The sequence below is a fragment of the Methanothrix thermoacetophila PT genome (genome assembly GCF_000014945.1).
Lineage (GTDB): Archaea > Halobacteriota > Methanosarcinia > Methanotrichales > Methanotrichaceae > Methanothrix_B > Methanothrix_B thermoacetophila.
Window position 1 is genome coordinate 57771 of sequence record NC_008553.1, and the last position, 20394, is coordinate 78164.

The 20394-nt window shown below is 53.7% G+C and carries 18 protein-coding genes and 1 tRNA gene; 10 read left to right on the forward strand and 9 right to left on the reverse strand.

What is annotated here, in order from left to right; translation table 11 throughout:
* Nucleotides 1-253 precede the first annotated feature (253 nt).
* The 6 genes from MTHE_RS00360 to MTHE_RS00385 all read left to right on the forward strand — a co-directional run bounded on the left by MTHE_RS00360 (nucleotide 254) and on the right by MTHE_RS00385 (nucleotide 3766).
* On the forward strand, nucleotides 254-502 hold the full coding sequence (locus MTHE_RS00360; RefSeq protein ID WP_011695270.1) for a gas vesicle protein GvpG: 249 nt from the start codon (nucleotides 254-256) through the stop codon (nucleotides 500-502).
* A 61-nt stretch (nucleotides 503-563) separates the two neighbouring features.
* Entirely contained in the window at nucleotides 564-944 is a 381-nt protein-coding gene (locus MTHE_RS09285; RefSeq protein ID WP_011695271.1) for a gas vesicle protein, read from the forward strand.
* Nucleotides 934-1626, forward strand: coding sequence for a gas vesicle protein (locus MTHE_RS00370; RefSeq protein ID WP_011695272.1), 693 nt, complete (start codon nucleotides 934-936; stop codon nucleotides 1624-1626). The genes MTHE_RS09285 and MTHE_RS00370 overlap by 11 nt, the downstream gene beginning before the upstream one ends.
* A gap of 23 nt (nucleotides 1627-1649) precedes the next feature.
* The gene (locus MTHE_RS00375; RefSeq protein WP_011695273.1) at nucleotides 1650-1964 is read left to right on the forward strand and encodes a gas vesicle protein K; all 315 of its coding nucleotides are present in this window, start codon (nucleotides 1650-1652) and stop codon (nucleotides 1962-1964) included.
* Complete coding sequence (locus MTHE_RS00380) at nucleotides 1951-2985, forward strand: GvpL/GvpF family gas vesicle protein (RefSeq protein ID WP_011695274.1); 1035 nt, start codon at nucleotides 1951-1953, stop codon at nucleotides 2983-2985. The genes MTHE_RS00375 and MTHE_RS00380 overlap by 14 nt, the downstream gene beginning before the upstream one ends.
* Before the next feature lie 708 nt (nucleotides 2986-3693).
* Nucleotides 3694-3766: transfer RNA gene (locus tag MTHE_RS00385), tRNA-Ala, on the forward strand.
* A gap of 316 nt (nucleotides 3767-4082) precedes the next feature.
* Here MTHE_RS00385 and MTHE_RS00390 read toward each other — a convergent pair.
* The 7 genes from MTHE_RS00390 to hisG form a co-directional block, all read right to left on the reverse strand.
* Nucleotides 4083-4922: a hypothetical protein gene (locus tag MTHE_RS00390; protein ID WP_011695275.1), complete on the reverse strand. Its 840-nt coding sequence runs from the start codon at nucleotides 4920-4922 to the stop codon at nucleotides 4083-4085.
* A 10-nt stretch (nucleotides 4923-4932) separates the two neighbouring features.
* The gene (locus MTHE_RS00395) at nucleotides 4933-5352 is read right to left on the reverse strand and encodes a hypothetical protein (RefSeq protein ID WP_011695276.1); all 420 of its coding nucleotides are present in this window, start codon (nucleotides 5350-5352) and stop codon (nucleotides 4933-4935) included.
* A gap of 31 nt (nucleotides 5353-5383) precedes the next feature.
* Nucleotides 5384-5656: a PRC-barrel domain-containing protein gene (locus tag MTHE_RS00400; RefSeq protein ID WP_175265636.1), complete on the reverse strand. Its 273-nt coding sequence runs from the start codon at nucleotides 5654-5656 to the stop codon at nucleotides 5384-5386.
* 53 nt (nucleotides 5657-5709) lie between these two features.
* Complete coding sequence (locus MTHE_RS00405; protein ID WP_011695278.1) at nucleotides 5710-7929, reverse strand: CDC48 family AAA ATPase; 2220 nt, start codon at nucleotides 7927-7929, stop codon at nucleotides 5710-5712.
* Nucleotides 7930-8117: 188 nt separating this feature from the next.
* Nucleotides 8118-9992 carry an agmatine deiminase family protein gene (locus MTHE_RS00410; RefSeq protein ID WP_011695279.1) on the reverse strand — a complete coding sequence of 625 codons (1875 nt, stop codon included), beginning with the start codon at nucleotides 9990-9992 and terminating at the stop codon, nucleotides 8118-8120.
* 18 nt (nucleotides 9993-10010) lie between these two features.
* Nucleotides 10011-10646: a 30S ribosomal protein S3ae gene (locus MTHE_RS00415; RefSeq protein ID WP_011695280.1), complete on the reverse strand. Its 636-nt coding sequence runs from the start codon at nucleotides 10644-10646 to the stop codon at nucleotides 10011-10013.
* 338 nt (nucleotides 10647-10984) lie between these two features.
* Nucleotides 10985-11857, reverse strand: a complete 873-nt coding sequence (gene hisG, locus MTHE_RS00420; protein ID WP_011695281.1) for an ATP phosphoribosyltransferase — start codon at nucleotides 11855-11857, stop codon at nucleotides 10985-10987.
* 529 nt (nucleotides 11858-12386) lie between these two features.
* On the opposite strand from hisG, the gene MTHE_RS00425 reads away from it, so the two are divergent.
* On the forward strand, nucleotides 12387-13199 hold the full coding sequence (locus MTHE_RS00425) for a hypothetical protein (protein ID WP_011695282.1): 813 nt from the start codon (nucleotides 12387-12389) through the stop codon (nucleotides 13197-13199).
* Nucleotides 13200-13636: 437 nt separating this feature from the next.
* On the opposite strand, the gene MTHE_RS00430 is transcribed toward MTHE_RS00425, so the two are convergent.
* Together MTHE_RS00430 and psmB are read right to left on the reverse strand one after the other, a co-directional pair.
* The gene (locus MTHE_RS00430) at nucleotides 13637-15544 is read right to left on the reverse strand and encodes a beta-CASP ribonuclease aCPSF1 (RefSeq protein WP_011695283.1); all 1908 of its coding nucleotides are present in this window, start codon (nucleotides 15542-15544) and stop codon (nucleotides 13637-13639) included.
* Between the two features lie 20 nt (nucleotides 15545-15564).
* Nucleotides 15565-16188 carry an archaeal proteasome endopeptidase complex subunit beta gene (gene psmB / locus MTHE_RS00435; RefSeq protein ID WP_011695284.1) on the reverse strand — a complete coding sequence of 208 codons (624 nt, stop codon included), beginning with the start codon at nucleotides 16186-16188 and terminating at the stop codon, nucleotides 15565-15567.
* Nucleotides 16189-16491: 303 nt separating this feature from the next.
* Between psmB and MTHE_RS00440 the strand changes: the two genes are divergently transcribed.
* From MTHE_RS00440 to MTHE_RS00450, 3 genes are all read left to right on the forward strand, one after another.
* Complete coding sequence (locus MTHE_RS00440) at nucleotides 16492-17700, forward strand: ammonium transporter (RefSeq protein ID WP_011695285.1); 1209 nt, start codon at nucleotides 16492-16494, stop codon at nucleotides 17698-17700.
* Nucleotides 17701-17709: 9 nt separating this feature from the next.
* Nucleotides 17710-18048 carry a P-II family nitrogen regulator gene (locus MTHE_RS00445; RefSeq protein ID WP_011695286.1) on the forward strand — a complete coding sequence of 113 codons (339 nt, stop codon included), beginning with the start codon at nucleotides 17710-17712 and terminating at the stop codon, nucleotides 18046-18048.
* A 368-nt stretch (nucleotides 18049-18416) separates the two neighbouring features.
* Nucleotides 18417-20327 (forward strand): bifunctional acetyl-CoA hydrolase/transferase family protein/GNAT family N-acetyltransferase, encoded by a 1911-nt coding sequence (locus MTHE_RS00450; RefSeq protein WP_011695287.1) that lies wholly within the window; start codon nucleotides 18417-18419, stop codon nucleotides 20325-20327.
* Nucleotides 20328-20394 lie beyond the last annotated feature (67 nt).

Genomic DNA, 20394 nt, shown 5'->3' on the forward strand with positions numbered 1-20394 from the left:
CGTATCGATGGGGAGATGCGAGCATGTTAAAGTGGAAGCATCTATCATGAGGGATAGCAGGGTGCGAACTCCAGGAGGCCACTCGATCAGCACCATTTTCATCCGCACAGGTAATCCTGCGTCACAGGCGTTTTTCTCAGAATCTGAGAATCATCTCGACAAGATTCGTGAAACATGGTATGAAAATAATTCAGACAGATGGCAAGGTATATTTTCCGTTCAATTTAAAGATACCCTCAGGAGGTCCTGATGATTGTTCGTAATAGATGATCTTCTTCTGAGAAGCATCGGCATCTCAGTTCCTGGCCTGGATCTGATCTGGACGCTGGAGCAGATCAGGGGATATGCCCAGCGTGAGCTGTACAACCCTGAGAGAATAAGGAACCAGATAAAGGAGACCAGGCTCCTGTACGAGTTCGGAGAGATGAGTCACGAGGACTACTTGGAGAGAACAGAGCAGCTGATGCAGAGGCTCAGGATAGCGGAACAGCTGCAGAGGTGATCATGAGGGATGCTGACCAACGGCTCTGAGTGCAAATCAGAGCCTTCTGGAGGAGAGCTGAATGGTACTTCCTGAGAAGGATTCGGACCGCGGGCTGGCCGGCGCGATCGATCGTATACTCGACAAGGGGCTGGTCATCAACGCGGATATCACAGTCTCGGTGGCTGGAGTCGAGCTGCTGGGAATAAAGGTGAGAGCTGCGCTTGCATCATTCGAGACCGCTGCAAAGTACGGCCTGGAGTTCCCATCGGGGATAAGCTGTGAGACCGGAGCATGGCGGGATGCGATGCTTGAAAGAGAGGAGTGCCCGCAGTGCGGGAAGAAGGTGCTGCGCGAGGAGCTCATGCACGAGTGCTGCCCGTGGTGTGGATGGACGAGCGCGCTCGCCAGGGATCGAATGCTGAAGATGCCCTTTGTTTTGAAGGACGATTATGGAACCTGAGAGGTGTACAAACGCAGGTCTGGTCGATCTCCTGGACAGGGTGCTCACAAAGGGGGTCGTTCTGAACGCGGATGTCATAATATCAGTTGCAGGTGTGCCTCTGCTCGGACTCAGCCTGAGGGCTGTGCTTGCTGGAATGGAGACCATGATCAAGTATGGCATGTGGAGGGACTGGGATACAGCCCAGAGGGCCTGGGTGGCAGAGCAGCAGAGGCTGAAATCGTTCACCACGAATTTTATGCTCAAGGGAGAGGAGGTGCGTATGAGGGCGTTCGGCACGTACTGGTACTCTCGGGGAATATACCAGGCATGGAGGCCTGGAGATGTGTGTGTTACGAACAGACGCATAGCTGTGTTCAGAAAGGATCCCCCTGAGATCATTTTCGAGGCATACTATGAAGATATAGAGGGTTTTGCCCTGGAAAAGGGGGAGATCGTGGCGAAGAGGGACACAGATATCCTTCACATCCATCTGAGGAATGGCGCGGTGGCAAAGATCCATTCAGCCGAGATCCAAGCTCTGAAAGATGTTGCAGAGCGGGAGATGAGATCTCTGAGATCACATCTGAATGGCAGGCCTGATGGGGATGCAGAGCGCCGTGCACCCACAAACATCCTCTCGAACGTGAGCACGACCAACGGATATGCGGAGAGGCAAATGGAATGCAAGATGCCGAGATGAAATCAGTATCGGGAGACTAATGAATGACCCTCAATATCGATGAGAGCAACCTGAAGCACGGCATTCTTGGGTTGGTCATAGCGCTTGTCGAGGTGATAAGGGATGCTCTCAGGATTCAGGCATTGAGGCGCATGGAGTCGGGAACTCTGACCGAGGAGGAGGTGAACCGGCTTGGAGAGGCGCTGATGGAGCTCGACATCGCCCTAGACGAGATCAAAAGAGAGCAAGGTATAACAGAATCCGTAAAGGCTGTCCGCGACGGTCTGGATGAGATCGTCGATGATGTTCTCGATCGAATGCTGAACCCTGAGAGGTGGGATGAGCATGAGGGAGAGTGATCTGAGAGATGCGATCGCAGAGATGGTCAGAGCTGAGGTCAAAGCGATCGGCGATGAGCTGGCTCCTGTGATTTCAGAAGTGGTGCGGGCGGAGCTCATGCCGGCGCTCAGGGCTGCGATAAGAGAGGCGATACTCAGAGAGCTGAGCACATACAGTGGAGATGCTGATTTCCGTGAAGTCAGCCAGGGAAGTGTCTTTTCCGAACCGGAGAAGATCAAGAATGTGACAGCAGAAGCGGTTGCACCAGAGACCGTCCCCTCAAATGAGAATGGCCTTTATCTTTACTGCATTGTGGATGCGAGTGTGTCCACGAGCCTTGGACACATGGGGATCGACGGATGTGAGGTATACACAATCCCACACGAAGGGGTATCAGCGGTGGTTCACAGCTGCCCCCTGGAGCCGTACAGGAGTGACGATGAGGAGACTGTGAAGAGATGGGTCAAATCACACCAGGAGGTGGTTGAGCTAGCAGCTGAGAGGTTCGGGACTGTGATGCCGTTCGGCTTCGATACGATCATAATGCCGAAGGAATTCTGCACGGCAGAAGAGGTTCTCAAGAAGTGGATCTCAGATGAGCTCGATGAGATACGGGCGAAGATGGAGAGGATCCAGGGCAAGAAGGAGTACGGGATCCAGATCTTCTACGATCCCCTGGTTTTCACCAAGCGGGTCGAAGATGAGAGCGATGATGTGAGGATAATCAAGGAGGAGATGGCATCAAAGCCTCCCGGCATCGCATACATGTACAGGCAGAGGCTCGAAGCTGCTGTGAGGAGAAGGATGGATGAGCTCATCGGTGCGTATTTCAAAGATTTTTATGAGAGGATTCAGAGCAATGCGGATGATATAAAGGTGGAGAAGGTCAGGAAATCCGATGGAGACATGGTTATGATGATGAACCTCTCTGTGCTCGCCAGCGACGAAAAAGCTCTCGGCCAGGCTCTGGACGGAATCGCGGCAGAGCCCGGGATCTCTGTCCAGTTCACGGGACCTTGGCAGCCTTATTCGTTTGTATGAACCTGTCTCAAAACCCCATATGCAATCGGATCAGCAGCGGAATATATTCAGGACCCATAACCATCTTAAGAGACGCGCCCGAATAGAGATCAGGCTCATGAGATCGGATCGTAGGGGTAGTGAGCGTACAACTAAGCATCAATCGCCTTTATCCCGTATGAAATATGGCTGATCCACCGAGTCAAAGTGACGAGCCAAAGATTAAATCGTCTCAGACCTCTAAAGGACCTGTCCAATAAGAGATGATTTCAGAAATCTGTAGCTTGCTCCTTTTGGATTGGGAAGATGCACAATCCCTATTCGGACGCCTCCCCTCAGCAATAAGGCCCAAATCTCTAGCCTCAGCTCTTATTCGGACAGATCTCTCTTGAGGAACGTGTCCGAATAAGGATTAGGTGTTTATGATGTGCAGAAGAGAGGGAATATCCAGATTTCTGGCCTCAGCTTTTATTCGGACAGATCTCTCTTGAGGAACGTGTCCGAATAAGGATTAGGTGTTTATGATGTGCAGAAGAGAGGGAATATCCAGATTTCTGGCCACAGCTCTTATTCAGACAGATCCCTCTTGAGGAACCTGTCCGAATAAGGAGGGAGTCTATGATGAGCAATATCTTCAAGGCTCACGATTCAAATACACTGCTTTTATTCAGACAAGTCCCTCTTGAGGACCGATACTTTTATCTGGCCCTTCTGTTCTCTACCCATTGAGGGCAGGTAGATCAGCTGGAAGATCGCTACCTTGGCATGGTAGAGGCCTCGGGTTCAAATCCCGACCTGTCCATCACATAGGGTTCTCCATAGAGTTACAATGTCAGGTTGTATGCTTGTATCACTGAATTCAAAGCATGCGGCCTCATGGGGTTTATACAGCATTATGCTGGTGCACGCTCGTCCCTGCGAGCATGTTCAGCTATTCAGGTACACTACCCAAAACCAAAGCAGCAGATCTCCATCCACAGTGCATGGGCCGCGCCTCGATCGGAAAAGTCCTCAAAACCAGTCCGCCACTGATATGCAGTCCTGCATCCATTACCATGCGACTATCGATATGGTCTGGCTGTTTGACAAAACTTTGATAGGATGCTTTCCATGCGCCCTCAGCTCCGAACCTCGTTAAGAAGCGTGAAGTACCTCCTGATTATCTCCCTGTGCTTTGGTGGCAGGCTCTCGATATAGACCTCAGATGGTACTGCGACCCCTTGGCCCGGAGGTCCTTCTCTGAAAAGCCGCTCCGACGTTTCTGTGGGCTTTGCCCTTGATCCCACACCCGATCCCGGGTAGAGCTCCAGCTCCAGCCTGGTCTCAGAGAGCACAGCAAGAGACGGCTTGCCATATATGCTCACGTTATCCCTGATCTCCGAGACCGGTTGCTTTGGGCTGAGAAGATCCTCCGCGAGGTCCTTTATCTCACCGACAACACCAAGGTTCGCGGGCGTGATCTCCTCAGATATGCTAGTTGATACCACAACTGCAAGCGCCAGCATGACAAATACCAACAGCACCCTCTTGTAAAGCCTGCTGGTGTCAATTATGTCTCTCCCTGAGATCCCAGAAAGGATGTGCCCGAGATCCTGCGCGAGGCTCCTCATGACTATGCTGTCGTGAAATCTATTATCGTAAGCCGCTTTCAGCTTCTCTGAGAGCTCTTCCTCAAAGAGGTCGAAGACGCTGGTCCTGCGCCTTCTTCTTATGATGTGCGATAAGATAACGCCAAAAATGAATGATACCACAACGGGTGCGTGCTCGAGCAGCGTTCCGCTCCAGTAGAACCGGAAGTACGCGACGAGACCGAGCGGTATGAATATGATGTAAATAGCGATGGCGATTGCCAGCGCCTCCAGGGCTGATACCCTGGTCTCAAATCCCCTGTAGGCATCGGTGAGCCTCTTCAGATCAAGCAGAAAATCGTAGGTGACGCCCTCGGATCTCTTTGTCATTGCCCAATCCTCAGATGCATGGCATCCAGTCGACGCTGATCTCTCCCGCCGTGCTGTTGTTCCAGAGCTGGATGAACTTCTCTATGGAGAACACCCCTGTAAGATCCTCGATGCTACGGCCGTAAACCCCTCGGGAATCGGCCGAGAGCCATCCGATGTGCGCGCTACCGATCACATTCGATCTGATGTTCGCCTCGAGCATGCTCTGTTGTGGCGATGGGGTGCCGCTGTAGGAGGTCCTCACCTCCGTGAACCTCTCCAGCCTCTCCACGCTCGTGTAGCTCTCAGAGAGCGCAGAGCCACCGCTCACTATGAACAGGCTCTCCGAGAACCTCGGATCCTGGCCTGCGGCATAATTCACCGGAACCGGGAAGGAGGACGAGAGACCGACGAACAAGATGCACAGAGCAATCAGAGCCGATGCTTTCATGCTTAGAGTGTAGACATTAGTCGATTATATACTAATCGCGCCCCTGCCCACGGGAGAGAATCGACTTTCCCTCGTCGACCACTATGTAATCCTTTATCGCACACACCGCGCTGAAAGGGATTCGAACGAATTTGCCATCCGCTCTGTACCTCACGCGGCTCAGGTTGCGATCCGGTTTGACGACAAGATCAACTAGCTCGCCTGTATCCGCATTGAAGGTTATGTTCTCCAGCTCTCCCAGGACGATGCCGTCAACTGTGACTATCTCCTTGCCGGCGAGATCCGAGGCGAAGACCTTCTTCATAAAACCTCCTGAGTGCAGGGATGGCAGTGGCTCTCCAAAAGCATATGAATCCATCACCTGTAGCCTATGAGAGAGCTCGACTCGACCCTGCCGCCACCCCTGAAACGCTCGCTTATCCTCTCGTAGTAGCTTATCATGCTCTCCTCCACGCTCGGCCTGACCCTCTTCAGAGCCTCAAGGTAGTGCTTCATCTCGACTATCTCTGCATTCTCGTTCTCCCTGAGCGCGAGGAGCACAGCCTCTCTGCATAAAGCGCCTAGATCTGCACCGACATATCCGTCTGTTAGCTCTGCAAGCTCCTCAAGGTTGACGTCCTCAGAGTTTGGAATCCTGGATGCATGAATCCTGAGGATCTCCAACCTTCCATCGCGATCAGGCGGACCTATCATTATCAGCCTGTCGAACCTTCCAGAGCGGAGGAGCGCAGGGTCAATCATATCAGGCCGGTTGGTCGCTCCGATCACTATTACGTTCTTCAGATCCTCTAGGCCATCCATCTCTGCAAGCAGCTGATTGACGACACGTTCAGTGACACGTGCGCCCTCGTCCATGCCTCTCATTGGCGCTATCGCATCGAGCTCGTCAAAGAATATTATCGTAGGCGAGACCTGCTTCGCCTTTCTGAATATCTCCCTTATCGCCCTCTCAGACTCCCCGACCCATTTCGAGAGCAACTGCGGACCTCTGACGGAGATGAAGTTCGCGTTCGTCTCGTTTGCAACAGCCTGCGCTATCAGAGTCTTGCCCGTTCCCGGCGGTCCGTAGAGCAGTATGCCCTTCGGCGGCTTTATCCCCATATGCTCGAACCTCTCCGGTCGCTTAAGAGGCCACTCTATCGCCTCTATCAGCTCCTGCTTGATCTGGCCTAGGCCGCCGACGCTGTCCCAGCTGACCTTCGGGAGTTCCACCAGAACCTCCCTCATCGCGCTCGGCTCGATCTCCTTGAGTGCCATCTCAAAGTCATCTCTGGTCACCTTCATGCTCTCCACGATCTCAGGGGGTATGTCGTCCTCGGTTCCGAGATCCGGAAGATACCTGCGGAGAGCCTTCATCGCAGCCTCCTTGCAGAGAGCAGCGATGTCTGCTCCAACGAATCCATGTGTCCTGTTCGCCAGCTCCTCCAGATTCACATCATCTGCGAGTGGCATGTTCCTGACGTGGATCTGGAGTATCTCCACGCGATCATCCCTGTCCGGAACACCTATCTCTATCTCCCTGTCGAATCTGCCGGGCCTGCGCAGTGCCGGATCTATCGCGTCTATTCTGTTTGTGGCACCTATGACAACAAGCTGGCCTCGTTCCTTGAGGCCATCCATCATCGCGAGAAGCTGCGCCACAACCCTTCTCTCGACCTCGCCAGTCACCTCGCTGCGCTTTGGAGCTATCGAATCCAGCTCGTCTATGAATACTATCGATGGTGTGTTGCTGTTCGCCTCCTCGAAGATCTCGCGGAGCCTCTGCTCGCTCTCTCCGTAGTACTTGGACATTATCTCAGGTCCGGCTATGCTGAAGAAGCTGGCTCCGCTCTCATTGGCAACCGCCTTCGCGATGAGGGTCTTGCCGGTGCCTGGGGGACCGTAAAGAAGAACACCCTTCGGCGGATCGATCCCCAGCTTTCTGAAGACCTCTGGGTGCTTCATGGGGAGCTCGATCATCTCCCTGACCCGCTGGACCTCTGCCCGCAGCCCTCCGACGCTCTCGTATGTGACCCCGGTCGCCTTTATCGAGCCGACGCCGCGCGCAGGCTTGTCCATGAGGAGGATCTCAGTTCTGTCTGTTATCACCACGATCCCGCCGGGATCGGTGGCTGTTACGACGAGAGGAATCGCCTCCATTCTGCCCAGGAACGCCTGGCCGGATGTGCTCATCACCGGAAGAATATCACCAGCGACTACAGGACGCTTCAGTGTCTGTCTCTTTATCATATCCACCGCGTCTGGGCCGAACTGCATGTGTGAGCCAGCGGGCGGCGCCAGCACAATCCTGGCAGCGTCGCTGTACCTGGCCTTCCTCACCTTCACGCGATCGCTTATGCCAACGCCAGCGTTCTGCCTGATGAAGCCATCTATTCTTATGTAATCCTGAATCCAGTCCTGTCTATCCGCACGCCAGACCTTCGCGGCTGTGATCTTCTTCCCCTCTATCTCGATGATATCTCCGGGGGAAAGGCGCAGGGTGAGGAGCGCGCTCGGATCAAGCCTGGCTATGCCTCTGGCCGAGTCATTCGGATAGGCCTTCGCCACCTTGAGCTGAAGTTCTTTGACTTCCCACACGCCACGTGATTATATGATTTACATTATTTAGATTTATCTAGCGGAAGTGAAGCGCAGGAAGCCTGCTGAAGCTCGGGTTGCGCACACGACACGCAGCTTGTAGCGATTGACACTCCGGCAAAAAGATCTGCTGCTGTTGTGTAGATCGCTGAATCTGGCTGGTCGGGCGCGCCAGCCAGAGGGTTGAGCTACACCGCAGGCTGCTGCTGCGTAACGCAGTGAATCGTGCCAAGACCATAGACCATCGCCAGCGCATCGATCCCCACGACCTCTCTATCCGGGAACAGTGCGCCGATGATGCTCAGAGCCCTCGCATCGTTCCTGTGGCCGAAGACCGGCACGAGCACCGCTCTGTTCCCGATGTAGAAGTTCGCGTAACTTGCTGGCAGCCGCTCCTCATCTCCAACATAACCCGGCATCGGCAGGCGGATAACCTCTAGCGGATTCCCATCCTGGTCTGTCTCATGTTTGAGAATCTCGTAGTTCTCCCGCAGAGGCTCATGGTTCTCGTCATCTTTGTCTTCCTCGAATGCAAGAACCACCCTTCTTGGGGATACGAATCTGGCAACATCATCGACATGGCCGTCGGTGTCATCGCCCGCTATTCCCCTCCTGAGCCAGATTATCTTTCTGACGCCCAGATACTCCCTGAGGTAGAACTCCATATCCCACCTGCTCATGAGAGGATTCCTGTTCGGATTCAGCAGGCACTGCTCCGTGGTCATGAGAGTTCCGGAGCCATTGACATCTATCGATCCGCCCTCAAGCACGATCCCGGGACGGAAGCACCTGACGCCGAGATCGCGCGCGATGTAGCAGGGTATCTTCACATCCCCCATGAGCTCGCAGTACTTTCCACCCCATGCGTTGAAGTTCCAGGCGACCATTCCGAGACGTTTTTCTTTTTTGTTCACAACGAATGTGGGGCCGTAGTCCCTGAACCAGACGTCCGCGTAATCTATGGTGTGGATTCTCAGGCTGCTCATCCTGACATCCCTCTGAAGGAGATGCTCCACCCGCTCGCGCATCTCCTCATCTCTCACCAGCAGGTTCACGGTCTCTCCCACATGGAGCGCTTTTATCATCGAGACGTATGCGCGCTCCACAGAATCGATATCATTAAAAGTATCAGTGTCGTGCGGCCAGGCGAGCCATACACCATCATGCCGCTCCCACTCCGCCGGCATGTGGTAGCCCTCGCTGCTCGGTGTCAGGAGGCGTCTCTCAATATCCCTCACAAGGACTCGGTACGCATCGGGCCGCCTGTTCTTGATGAAACCCCACCCCTCTCTAACCATCAAGTTCTTAGAGAGATCGAGATCCGCGAGAAGAACCTCCTCATCAGAGCCGGCATGTGCGAGAAGATTACCAAACGAGTCGCATACAAACGATCCTCCCCAGAAGGCAATCTCGCCCTCCACGCCCACTCGGTTCACCGCGGCCACATGCACGCCGTTCGCAATCGCATGCCCACGCTGTACGGTCTCCCAGGCGGTCTGCCAGTCGCCCTCTGCCTGCTCCACACCTCTTACCCTGCCGATGGCGGTCGGATAGAAAATTATGTCTGCGCCATCAAGAACAACAGAGCGCGCTGCCTCCGGGAACCACTGGTCGTAGCATATCAGGACCGCAAGACAGGCATGGCGCGTTCGGAAGACCCTAAAGCCGTCCCCCTGGAAAAAGTACATCTTCTCATAGAACATGGGGTCGCACGGAATGTGGGACTTCCTGTACACACCTGCGATCGAGCCATCAGCATCGATGACTGCTGCGGAATTGTAATAAACGCTACCATACCGCTCGAAGAGCGGGACTATTACAACAACATTCATCCGGGCTGCGAGCCTCGAGAATGCCGCGGTCGATTCACCGGGGATCGTTTCAGCATATTGCTGGACCTTTGCGTTCTTTTCTCTGGGAAAGTATGAAGTCCTGTAGAGCTCCGGCAGGCAGACGATCTCCGCGCCCCTGTTCGCAGCATCCTCCACCAGATCTAGAGCCCTAGCTAGATTGAAGTTCAGGTCCTCGGTGACCCTAGTCTGGACAAGCCCTACCCTCACCATGGCTCAGCTCGCCGAAGCTCAGGACCCTGCAGTGACTGTTGGTTCCGGGACAGCGGCTGGATGCGGGACCTCTCCGGGCCCTGCAAGTATTTCCGTTTTTCTTATCTCGACTCTCCTGAGAGGATACACAGCCTTCGCGTCCTTGTATATGTCAAGAGAGAGCTTGCCTAGGACGACCTCTTGAATGAGCCCGTTGAGGTCTATGTTCCCCGCCCTGGAGATTATAACCTGTCGCGAGATCTCCCTTATAGCCTTGACCTGGTTCGCCCTGGCCCTCTTGACGGTGAAGCAGCTCGGCTTTACCCTGACCAGATACCCATCGCTTGTGGTCACATCCACCACCGCATCGATACGCGATGTCCTGCGCTTGACAAGGGATCTGATGTAATCTGTGGTCATCTCGTGGCCTATGAACTTCGTGTAGGCTGTATCACCAGCCACTGCATCTATCTTGAACCTGAGCTTCGTGTTCTGCTTCGAGAAGTTGTTTGTAAGGTCACCAAGCGTGGTCTCGATCACCCTCCCGAGGAGCTTGTTCGGGTCGTTTGCGAGCGTCTCGCCAACAGGCGTGCGCCCGAACATCTCAGGTGCGAGGACCTTGTACCACTGCTTGACCTTTGCCCTTTCTGCTTTCCTCTGTGCCCTTCTAGCCAATAAACATCCTCCAGATAATGAATAGCAATCCGAGATCCAATCAGGCTAACTATATATAAGCTTATCCGGAGGCAGGCTGCTTCTGGAAAGCTGACAAATTGTAAAAGGGGAATCGATCGCCCGAGCGGATTTGTTCAGCAGAGGGTCTTTGGTTTGGATAACTGAACGATACAGTGAACCCATCCTTTTCGGAAGTCGTATTTCGGCGCGGCAAGATGGATCTTTGGTTTGGATAACTGAACGATACAGTGAACGCCCCCGACCAGATTCACTCATAAAGCGGCCTTCCTGAGGCCTGGGACAACGGAGGCTCCGGCCGTAAGGCTGGAACAAATTCGTCATGGCACGATCTTCGAGATGTCAATCTCCAGAATGTCGGAGGCCCCTGCCTTCTTGAGCTTTGGTATCAGCAGATTGATATCCTTTTTATCAACCACACTCTCGATCGCATAGTAACCTGAGTTATAGAGCTTTGAGATCGTGGGGTGCTTCATGCTTGGGAGTATTGATATGACCTGCTCTATGTTACTCTCAGACACATTCATCTTGAGCAGTGCTTTGCCTCTGGCCCTGATCACCGCTGACAGCAGAGTCTCCACCGCCTCGATCTCCTCTCTCTTGGAGGGGTCCGACCAGCTCTGCTGGTTTGCTATCAGCTCTGATGTCGACTCCAGTATCACATCGATGATCTTCAGCCCGTTCTTGATCAGGGTTGAGCCTGTCTCCGTGAGATCGACGACGACATCGGTGAGCTCCGGAACCTTCGCCTCGGTGGCCCCATAGGAGAACTGCACCTCAACTGGTATTCCCAACCGCTCGAAATAGCTTCTGGTGATGTTCGGGTACTCTGTCGCAACCCTGCTCCCCGGAGGTATCTCCCTGGAGGAGGTGATCTGCATCGACTCAGGCACCGCGACGACGATCTTGACCACCCCTGGCCCCTGTTTCCCGTAGTTCAGGTTGGCCACGGTCACAACATCTGCTCCTGACTCGACGATCCAGTCTGTGCCTGAGATGCCCAGATCGAAGTATCCCCTGCTGACATAGGTCGGGATCTCCTGTGGCCTCAGGATCTTCACCTTGCCTATCCTGGGGTCGTTTATCCTGGCATTGTACTCTCTCTCCGTCCTGCGCACCTCCAGACCAGCTCTCTCGAAGAGCTCAAGGGTCTGATTGAGCAGACTCCCCTTTGGAATTGCAATGTCTATCATGGCACCTTCACATACCCATGGAAGAAGGAAGATATAGCTTTCGCATCGAAATTATGGACTTTTCGGCATCGCACTCACATCACTGAGATCAACAGTGGCATGATGGATTCATGAAATCTTTGAGGTATGGCTCTCGTTGTGGCTCCCCGTATTTGCTCAATATCGTGAGCGTACTTGAGTTGCCGATCAAGTGAAGCCACTATCAGGGGGCTAGTCTCTCAACCAGAACTCTGCCGGGAGAGCAATTTACTCAACGTATTGAGCATCTTCGGCTCCCCCTCTGGACACGAGCCCGAATCCAGGTAGACGTGATCTGGTGGCTGTGGCGAGACTGTATTCTTCCTGAGACCAAGCATGTGTGGATAGCAGCTTTTAGGTTATCAGGAGATGTTAGATGGACATCTTGACCTCGGACACTCAGTAAAACAGGACCGCCACGACGACAGATAGTATTAAATATAAATTATTACGTAACAACCAAAGTGCCTGTGTATACAAAACGTATTATCATGGAGGGAGTTCATTGATCATGCGTCTGATGATCGCAATTACGCTTTTATTAGCTCTTGCTGCAGATGGCCTGGCGGATTACACGCTTAATGATACGCTTATGTTCAGCATGGAGCAGAGCATAAACGGTCATGGCTATTTCTCAGGATACAAATACGCAAAGCTCGATGGCGAGCTTGGTGACGATGCGCTGGAGATACGCGGCAGGTACCATGGCAGCGGCAGCATCGACCTGGAGGGCACGTTCGAGGCCATGAACTGCACCGACCAGTCAGGTGTTGATGTCTCCTTCGATCCTGAGAGCACGGAGATTCATAGATCTATCTCCATGAGGGATTCTGGAGACCTCTCCTACAGCCCGGAGGTACTGACGGTGGGCAGGGGCTTTTATCTCTCAAAACCGATCCGTTACAGCTCCATGATCGCTGAGGCGGATCTTCTTAAAAACAGGGCATCGGGCACATCAATGAGCCACGTTACAGACTATGCCCATGCGCTCAGCAAGGATATTGAGCTCTTTGTCATGGCAGAAGCGCTCGAGGAGGATCCAAGCACGTGCACAATGAATGTCTCCGAGAAGATCTCCAGCGGGCGCGTGCACATCGGAGCCCTGCAGCTTCCCACCAACCGCTCCGGGCCAGGACTGGCAGCGCCGCTCATGGAGATCGACGAGTACTACATAGGCGACTTTCAGATTCAGAAAGGACTCAGTGTGAGCGTTGAGGAGGAGGAAGAAGAGGAAGAGGAGGACTGGCTTCAGTGCTGCACGTGGAACCAGCATAGGCTGATCGATGAGATATTCAGCTGTACGTCATGCACGCAGAACCTCTGATGACTCCGGAATCGCGCCTGCATGAAAACCTCCAGGTTAATGACTTGATACTGCATGGAGACCCGCCAGGGAGCATAACGAAGAGTGCTTACAGTCACCAATTGCAATGAAGTCTGCCCGGATAACACACTGATGCATAATGTGGTGCCTGTCAGCAGGCTCCCTCATGTGAAATTGCAATGAAGCCTGTCCGGATAACACACTGATGCAGGGTGTTTGAGGATCCTCTTCGCCGGACACATCAGGAGAAGTTCAAACGGGAGCATGCCTCGAATGGCCGGGATCCACAGGGCACTGGTCTCAGGCTCCTCATCCGGAGACGTCCCTCCTGTGTTCAGCGATCCAGCACATGGCCTGCTTTATCCCGGCTTAATGAGAAGAGGATCAGTTACCAGCAGCGTTTGGGTAGACTGGTGCCGTTTTACACCTGCCAGTTATCATATCAGCCTTATCGTCTCCAGGTTCATCGGAGCCGATGTCGGTATCCTGTACTTCTTGTATATCGAGCTCGCGAGATCCAGGCAGTTGCTCTCGTCGCCGTGATTTGTGATGATCCTGCTGGGTTTCGGATACACCCTTCTCACATACTCCATGAGCTGGTTTCTGTCAGAGTGTCCTGAGAAACCATCCACGGTGACAACTTCCATGTTCATCTTGACCGTCTGCGTCTTCCCCTCAACGGTGAGCGGTATCTCCTTCCACCCCTTCTGGATTCTTCTTCCCAGTGTGCCCTCAGCCTGATAGCCGACTATCACGAGCGTGTTCTTCTCGTCCGGACCGAGGCCCTTGAGGTACTCCATTATCGGCCCGCCGTTCAGCATGCCGCTTGTGGCCAGGATGACCGCAGGCTCTCCGTTTATGATCTCGTCCCTCTGCTTGGAGTTCTCGACCTGAACGAAACACTCGGCGAGGAACGGATTTATTCCTTTGTGGAAGATCATATCGCGGAGCTCGTTGTTCAGGTACTCCGGATAGCTCGTGTGTATCGCTGTGGCCTCGTAGATCATGCCGTCCAGGTAAACGGGGAACTCCCCGATCAGGCCCTTCCGTATGGCCTCCTCGAGCACCACCATAACCTCCTGGCTCCTGCCGACAGCGAACGCTGGTATCACCACTTTCCCGCCCCTCTTTATCGTCTCCCGGACGACTCTGAGGAGGTGGTTCTCAGCCTCCTTTCTAGATGGCTGAATGCTGTTGGCCCCTCCGTAAGTCGCCTCGATCACGAGAGTCTCAAGTCTCGGGAAGCTGTTGACAGCTGGGTCGAAAAGCCGCGTCTTCTCATACTTGAAGTCGCCTGTGAATGCGACATTGTACAGACCGTCCCCGATATGAAAGTGCGCTATCGCGGATCCAAGAATATGCCCTGCGTTGTGCATCGTTAGCTTTGTGTCAGGAGCAATATCGGTGACGTCTCCGTAGTTCAGTGTAATTGTATGTTTCAGCGCTTCCCGTATCATCGATGAATCATACGGAAGCCTCTTGCCCTCACGCCCAGCCACCTCGATGTAGTCCAGCTGGAGGAGCACATACAGATCTCTCGTGGGCGGCGTGCAGTAAATGGGCCCCTCGTAGCCGTACTTGTAAAGCATCGGGACGAGCCCGGAGTGATCGAGGTGCGCATGAGTTAGCACAACCGCATCTATCTGGCTCAGCGGATATACCTCAGGAACATACAGGTATGGGGTTGCGCTGTCATCAGAGCCCACATTTATTCCGCAGTCAACGATGATCTTCGACTCGGGGGTTGAGAGCAGCATACAGCTCCTCCCCACCTCTCTGCATCCGCCGAGCGTTGATATCCTGACCCACTGATCCTTCGACGCTATATCCCTATGTATCTTTCTGCCGATAGATCTGAGTATGCTCTTCCGCTCGGTCTGAACGGATCTCAGGTAGTCCTTGATGTTCGCAATGGTCGACGACCGGACGGGCGGTGTCCTCACCACCTTGGGCGTCCAGCCAATTAGCTTTGTTATCTCCCTCAGTGTTGCCCCATGCCTCCCTATGACCAGTCCGGGTTTTTCCGCCTCTATGATCACCTCACCGGTCTCTCCATCGAAGTGGTAGTTTGTGAGAACAGCTTCCTTTGGTACGACCTCCTGTATTTTCTTTATGGCCTCCTCAGGGTCCATCAGCACCTTCAGATCCGGCCTGACCACCACCCTCTTTCGGAGATCCTTGGCCAGGGATCGTATGATCTCACCGTCGTCAGCAAGCCGCCTCGGATCGTCTGTGTATATTACCAGCTCAGGCCCCTCAAACTCCAGACCGGTGACGTTGATATCTGGAGGCAACCTGCTTTGAATTCTGCGCCTGAGCTCTGATAAAACTTCCTCAACCGACAAAGAACACACCCAAAAATAGCTCAGAGAGATCTCACGATCTCCTCCACCTCGGAGGTTGGAACTTCCTCGTACCGATCCTTTGTGATCCTCACGAGGGCTATACCATTGCCCGAGGCCGAGTCGCGCTTCATGGCTGTGTGGACCGCCCTCACACAGAGCACCGAACCATCCTGGATGCTGAGACCGGGTTTGTAAAGCGATTCCAGAACGCCGTATGCTATGGGCGAGCCAGAGCCTGTGGAAACGATATCGTGCTCCTCGATCTGCCCCCCAAGCGCATCGAGGGAGAATATCTTCGGACCCATCTTGTCAACGCCACCGACCACGAGCTGCACCAGAAACGGGAAGTATCGACGCGCGCTGAGGATGTTCGAGAGGAGAGATGTTATTGCTTTAATTGTCAGGGGCTCACCCCTCTGCATCCTGTAAAGCCTCGCCTCCGCCTGTATCATCCTCACAAGGGCCTGGGCATCGCCAACAACCCCTGCCGTGGTAAGCCCTACGAGGTCGTCGATCTGGTAGATCTTCTTTGCTGTCCTGCTAGCTATAAAACTGCCCATGGTGGCACGGCTCTCTGATGCGAGAACCACTCCCCCATCACAGACTATGCCAACCGTTGTTGTACCTTTGAACGCCTCGACCATCTGGATACCTCGTATTAAAACTAGAAAACGACAGGCTCTCTTCTATGCCAGTCCATATATAAACTTTCTCATCCCAATGATGGACCTGTCCGAATAAGATTTGAGCATCTCCTACATCAAAAAGCAGCAATCCACAGGTTTCTGAATTCAGCTCCTATTCGGACACATCTCCAATGATTCAAGGTCACAACCAAAGTGCCCTTTCGGAATCTGGGGCTGAGAGCTTAATGTTTCATAATTTTTAAGAATAATTATCAAATAGTTTTTTATAACAAACTTCTTATCTGGATTTCGGTGATTCGGTTGGCAATAGACACAGGGGATACTGCCTGGATCATGATCTCAGCCGCACTGGTGATGCTCATGACTCCAGGTGTCGGCCTGTTCTACGGCGGTCTTGTCCGCTCAAAGTCTGTGATCTCGATGATATCTCTATCAATTCTGGCGATATCGCTGGCGAGCATACAGTGGGTGCTGATAGGCTACAGCATCTCATTCGGCCATGACATGATGGGGCTTATAGGTGGCCTGGACTTCATATTCATGCGCAACGTTGGAATGAACGAGGCTCCTCTTGCTGAGAGTGTCCCGCATCTGGCGTACATGATGTTCCAGCTGGTCTTCGCAGCCGTGACCCTGGCCATACTCACATCCGCGGTGGCCGAGCGGATCAAGCTCAGCTCCTTCATAGTGCTGAGCATACTCTGGACGACACTGGTGTACGATCCGCTGGCACACTGGGTGTGGGCGGGCGGCTGGCTCGCGAGCCTTGGGGCTCTTGACTTTGCTGGTGGAACCGTGGTTCACATAAGCTCGGGCTTCTCTGCGCTTGCGATCGCACTGGTCATAGGGAAGAGAGTGGGGTTTGACTCATATGTTCTGGAGCCGCACAACATACCCATGGCGATGATAGGCGCTGCCCTCCTCTGGTTCGGTTGGTTCGGGTTCAACGCCGGTTCAGCTCTCACCGCTGGAGGTCTCGCTGCCAGCGCGTTTGTGGTGACAAACACCTCTGCAGCGGCAGGAGCGCTGGCATGGCTCCTGGGCAGCTGGCTCAGAGGAAAGCCTAGCGCTCTGGGCATGGTCAGCGGGGCAATAGCAGGTCTGGTGGCTATAACGCCTGCTGCAGGTTATGTGGACGCCATGTCAGCGCTGCTGATAGGGGCGTTCGCGGGGCTCATCTGCTACTCGGCTCTGCTCTTTCGCGTCAGCATCGGGCTGGACGAGAGCCTGGACGCCTGGGCGGTTCATGGCGTCGGCGGGCTCTGGGGGGCGCTGGCGACGGGGATATTCGCAAACCCTGCTGTGAACACCTATACTGGCCTGATATACGGGAACACGGGGCAGTTCACGGCTCAGGTCGTAGCAGTGCTGGCGTCTGTGGCGTATGCCTTCGTGATCTCCTACGTCCTGGCCCGGCTTGTGGATGCCACCATCGGTCTCAGAGTTACGGAGGATGAGGAGTATGTCGGTCTGGATATCGCAGTGCATGGCGAGAAGGCCTATGCGTGAGGGTTCAGGATGATGAAGATAGAGGCCATAATCAGAGAGGAGAGGCTGGGGCATGTGAAGAGAGCCCTTGAAGAGAAGGGCTTTGTGGCCATGACGGTGACGAGAGTGTTGGGAAGGGGCGAGCAGAAGGGCATCAGGCTTCAGTACAGAGGCGGGAGCATCGAGGTCGATATGCTGCCGAAGCTGAAGATCGAGATGTTCGTCCGTGATGAGGATGTGGAGACGGTGATGAGAACCGTATGCGACTCTGCGAGGACTGGCAGGTTCGGAGACGGCAGGATATTCGTAATGCCTGTTACGATTTCGGGAAAGGTGAGGACCGGAGAGGTGGAAGGGAAGCTGCCATAGATGATCTCCTGAAGATGTCCTCCAAGGAGGACATCAACTATCTTATAGCTTATAGCGCTGTTCGTATCGAAAAAGTACGCTGTAAAAGCCCTTCTGCATAGCAAGCCTCATGATTTTTGGTGAAGTTATCTCAAATCTCTGATTCCCTCGATGCATCAGCTTGAGTGCTGCTCTCCGGCACCACCGATCAGCACAATCGATCTCCGGAAGATTCCGAAGCAATTTTGAGAGAACCACACAACTGCATCGGCAAAGTACCGCTGGATCGTAGCGCAAGCATAATATCATTATATTTCATTATAATTTCTCTTTTTGTAGCCTATCCTCCGCACAGGACGACAAAATTATATACTTTAAAAGGACATCATATGCCATCGAGTTTTGCAGAGTGGGGCATCCCGATGATGGGGCTGGAGGAGATGCGGAGCAGATGGCCGGAAAAGTTTGCCCCGGAGAGGACCATATTCAGGAACATCCATCCCGGCGACAGGATATTCATCGGAACAGGCTGCGCAGAGCCGCAGCATCTTGTGCGCTCTTTGGTCGATTACGTCAGCAGATACCCCACAGCCTTCTTCGACGCAGAGGTCATCCACGTCTCAACTCTCGGCGTTGCGCCATACACAGATGAGAAGTTCAAGCTGAACTTCCGTCTCGATTCGTTCTTCATAGGGGAGAGCACGCGTGATCCGATCAACCGTGCTGACGCGGACTACACCCCTATATTCTTATCAGCGCTTCCGGAGCTCTTCAGGAATGGATCGATAAACATCGACCTGGCGCTCATACAGGCCACACCTCCAAACGAGAGCGGCGATATGAGCCTTGGAATAAGTGTGGATATAATAAAGGCTGTGATCGAGAATGCATCCAGGGTTGTCGTCCAGGTAAACCCTCAGATGCCATATGTCTATGGCGATACCCTCATCAATATAGATAGTGTCGATTATGTTGTTTACCATGAGGAGCCGCTTCTGGAATACGTGGAAAGCGCGCCTACCGAGCTAGCGCAGCAGATAGGGAAATATGTTGCGAGAATCGTGGAGGATGGGGCCACGATACAGGTCGGCTATGGGAGCATACCGAATGCTGTTCTATCAAATCTTCATGATAAAAAGCATCTGGGGGTTCACACAGAGCTTCTCACAGATGGCATCGTTGAGCTCATGAAGAGCGGCGCTGTCGACAACAGCATGAAAACCCTCGATGCGGGGAAGACCGTAGCCACGTTCTGCATGGCCAGCAGGGAGACGTACAGATATCTCGACGGGAATCCGGATGTAGAGTTCAAGCAGATCGATTACACCAACAACCCCCTCATCATCGCGAAACAGAGAAACATGGTCGCGATAAACAGCGCGCTGGAGATCGATCTCACAGGTCAGGCGACCGCTGAGTCCCTGGGAGGTACGCTGTACAGCGGAATAGGCGGCCAGGCGGACTTCATGAGGGGCGCGGCCATGGCACCCGGTGGCAAAACTGTTCTCGCTCTTCCATCCACAGCGAGGGACGGGAGTGTATCGAGAATTGTGCCATGCCTCAGGAGCTGCGCTGGCGTGACGCTGACCAGAGGTGACGTCAGATACGTGGTGACCGAGTATGGAATAGCTTATCTGCACGGCAGGAACCTACGGGAGAGGGCGATGGCACTGATCGCCGTGGCACACCCAAAGTTCAGGGCTTGGCTGATAGAAGAGGCAAAACGGATGAATATACTCTACAGAGATCAGGTCGTTCTCCCGGGCTGGCAGGGTATCTACCCCGAGCACCTCGAGGTTCAGAGAACTACAAAGACAGGTCTGGAGATCCTGATGCGCCCTGTGAGGATCAATGACGAGCCCCTGCTGAAGGACTTCTTTTATTCGCTATCTGATGAGAGCAGGTACCAGAGGTTCATCTCTATGAGGAGGGAGATCCCGCGCGATCTGCTCCAGAAGCTCACCATGATCGACTACACAAACAGAATGGTGATACTCGCCACCCTGCCCGGCAAGGAGAGAGACGTGGTGATCGGCATAGGCCAGTATGAGGTCAACAAAGACAAATACACTGCAGACATCGCGCTTGCTGTGAGGGATGACTACCAGAATCAGGGTGTGGGGAGTGAGCTTTTGTCCTACCTGACACAGCTTGCCAGAAAGAACGGCCTTCTTGGATTCACGGCAGAAGTTCTGGCAGAGAACAATCGCGTTTTCAGGCTCTTCGAGAAGATGGGGTTCGAGGCGGAGAAGGTCAACGACGCAGGGATATACTACATGAAGCTCAGGTTCAGGACCTGAAGGTGGTCTCCTCTACCGAGGATTGAGTTTGCGCCCTGCTGCTCCATCAAAGGCAGTTTGCTGTTCT

Excerpts from the sequence above, each read along its gene's own strand:
- MTHE_RS09285 (WP_011695271.1), top strand. The coding sequence starts at position 564 with ATGGTACTTCCTGAGAAGGATTCGGACCGCGGGCTGGCCGGCGCGATC.
- MTHE_RS00370 (WP_011695272.1), top strand. The coding sequence starts at position 934 with ATGGAACCTGAGAGGTGTACAAACGCAGGTCTGGTCGATCTCCTGGAC.
- MTHE_RS00375 (WP_011695273.1), top strand. The coding sequence starts at position 1,650 with ATGACCCTCAATATCGATGAGAGCAACCTGAAGCACGGCATTCTTGGG.
- MTHE_RS00380 (WP_011695274.1), top strand. The coding sequence starts at position 1,951 with ATGAGGGAGAGTGATCTGAGAGATGCGATCGCAGAGATGGTCAGAGCT.
- MTHE_RS00390 (WP_011695275.1), bottom strand. The coding sequence starts at position 4,922 with ATGACAAAGAGATCCGAGGGCGTCACCTACGATTTTCTGCTTGATCTG.
- MTHE_RS00395 (WP_011695276.1), bottom strand. The coding sequence starts at position 5,352 with ATGAAAGCATCGGCTCTGATTGCTCTGTGCATCTTGTTCGTCGGTCTC.
- MTHE_RS00400 (WP_175265636.1), bottom strand. The coding sequence starts at position 5,656 with ATGAAGAAGGTCTTCGCCTCGGATCTCGCCGGCAAGGAGATAGTCACA.
- MTHE_RS00410 (WP_011695279.1), bottom strand. The coding sequence starts at position 9,992 with ATGGTGAGGGTAGGGCTTGTCCAGACTAGGGTCACCGAGGACCTGAAC.
- hisG (WP_011695281.1), bottom strand. The coding sequence starts at position 11,857 with ATGATAGACATTGCAATTCCAAAGGGGAGTCTGCTCAATCAGACCCTT.
- MTHE_RS00425 (WP_011695282.1), top strand. The coding sequence starts at position 12,387 with ATGCGTCTGATGATCGCAATTACGCTTTTATTAGCTCTTGCTGCAGAT.
- psmB (WP_011695284.1), bottom strand. The coding sequence starts at position 16,188 with ATGGTCGAGGCGTTCAAAGGTACAACAACGGTTGGCATAGTCTGTGAT.
- MTHE_RS00445 (WP_011695286.1), top strand. The coding sequence starts at position 17,710 with ATGATGAAGATAGAGGCCATAATCAGAGAGGAGAGGCTGGGGCATGTG.
- MTHE_RS00450 (WP_011695287.1), top strand. The coding sequence starts at position 18,417 with ATGCCATCGAGTTTTGCAGAGTGGGGCATCCCGATGATGGGGCTGGAG.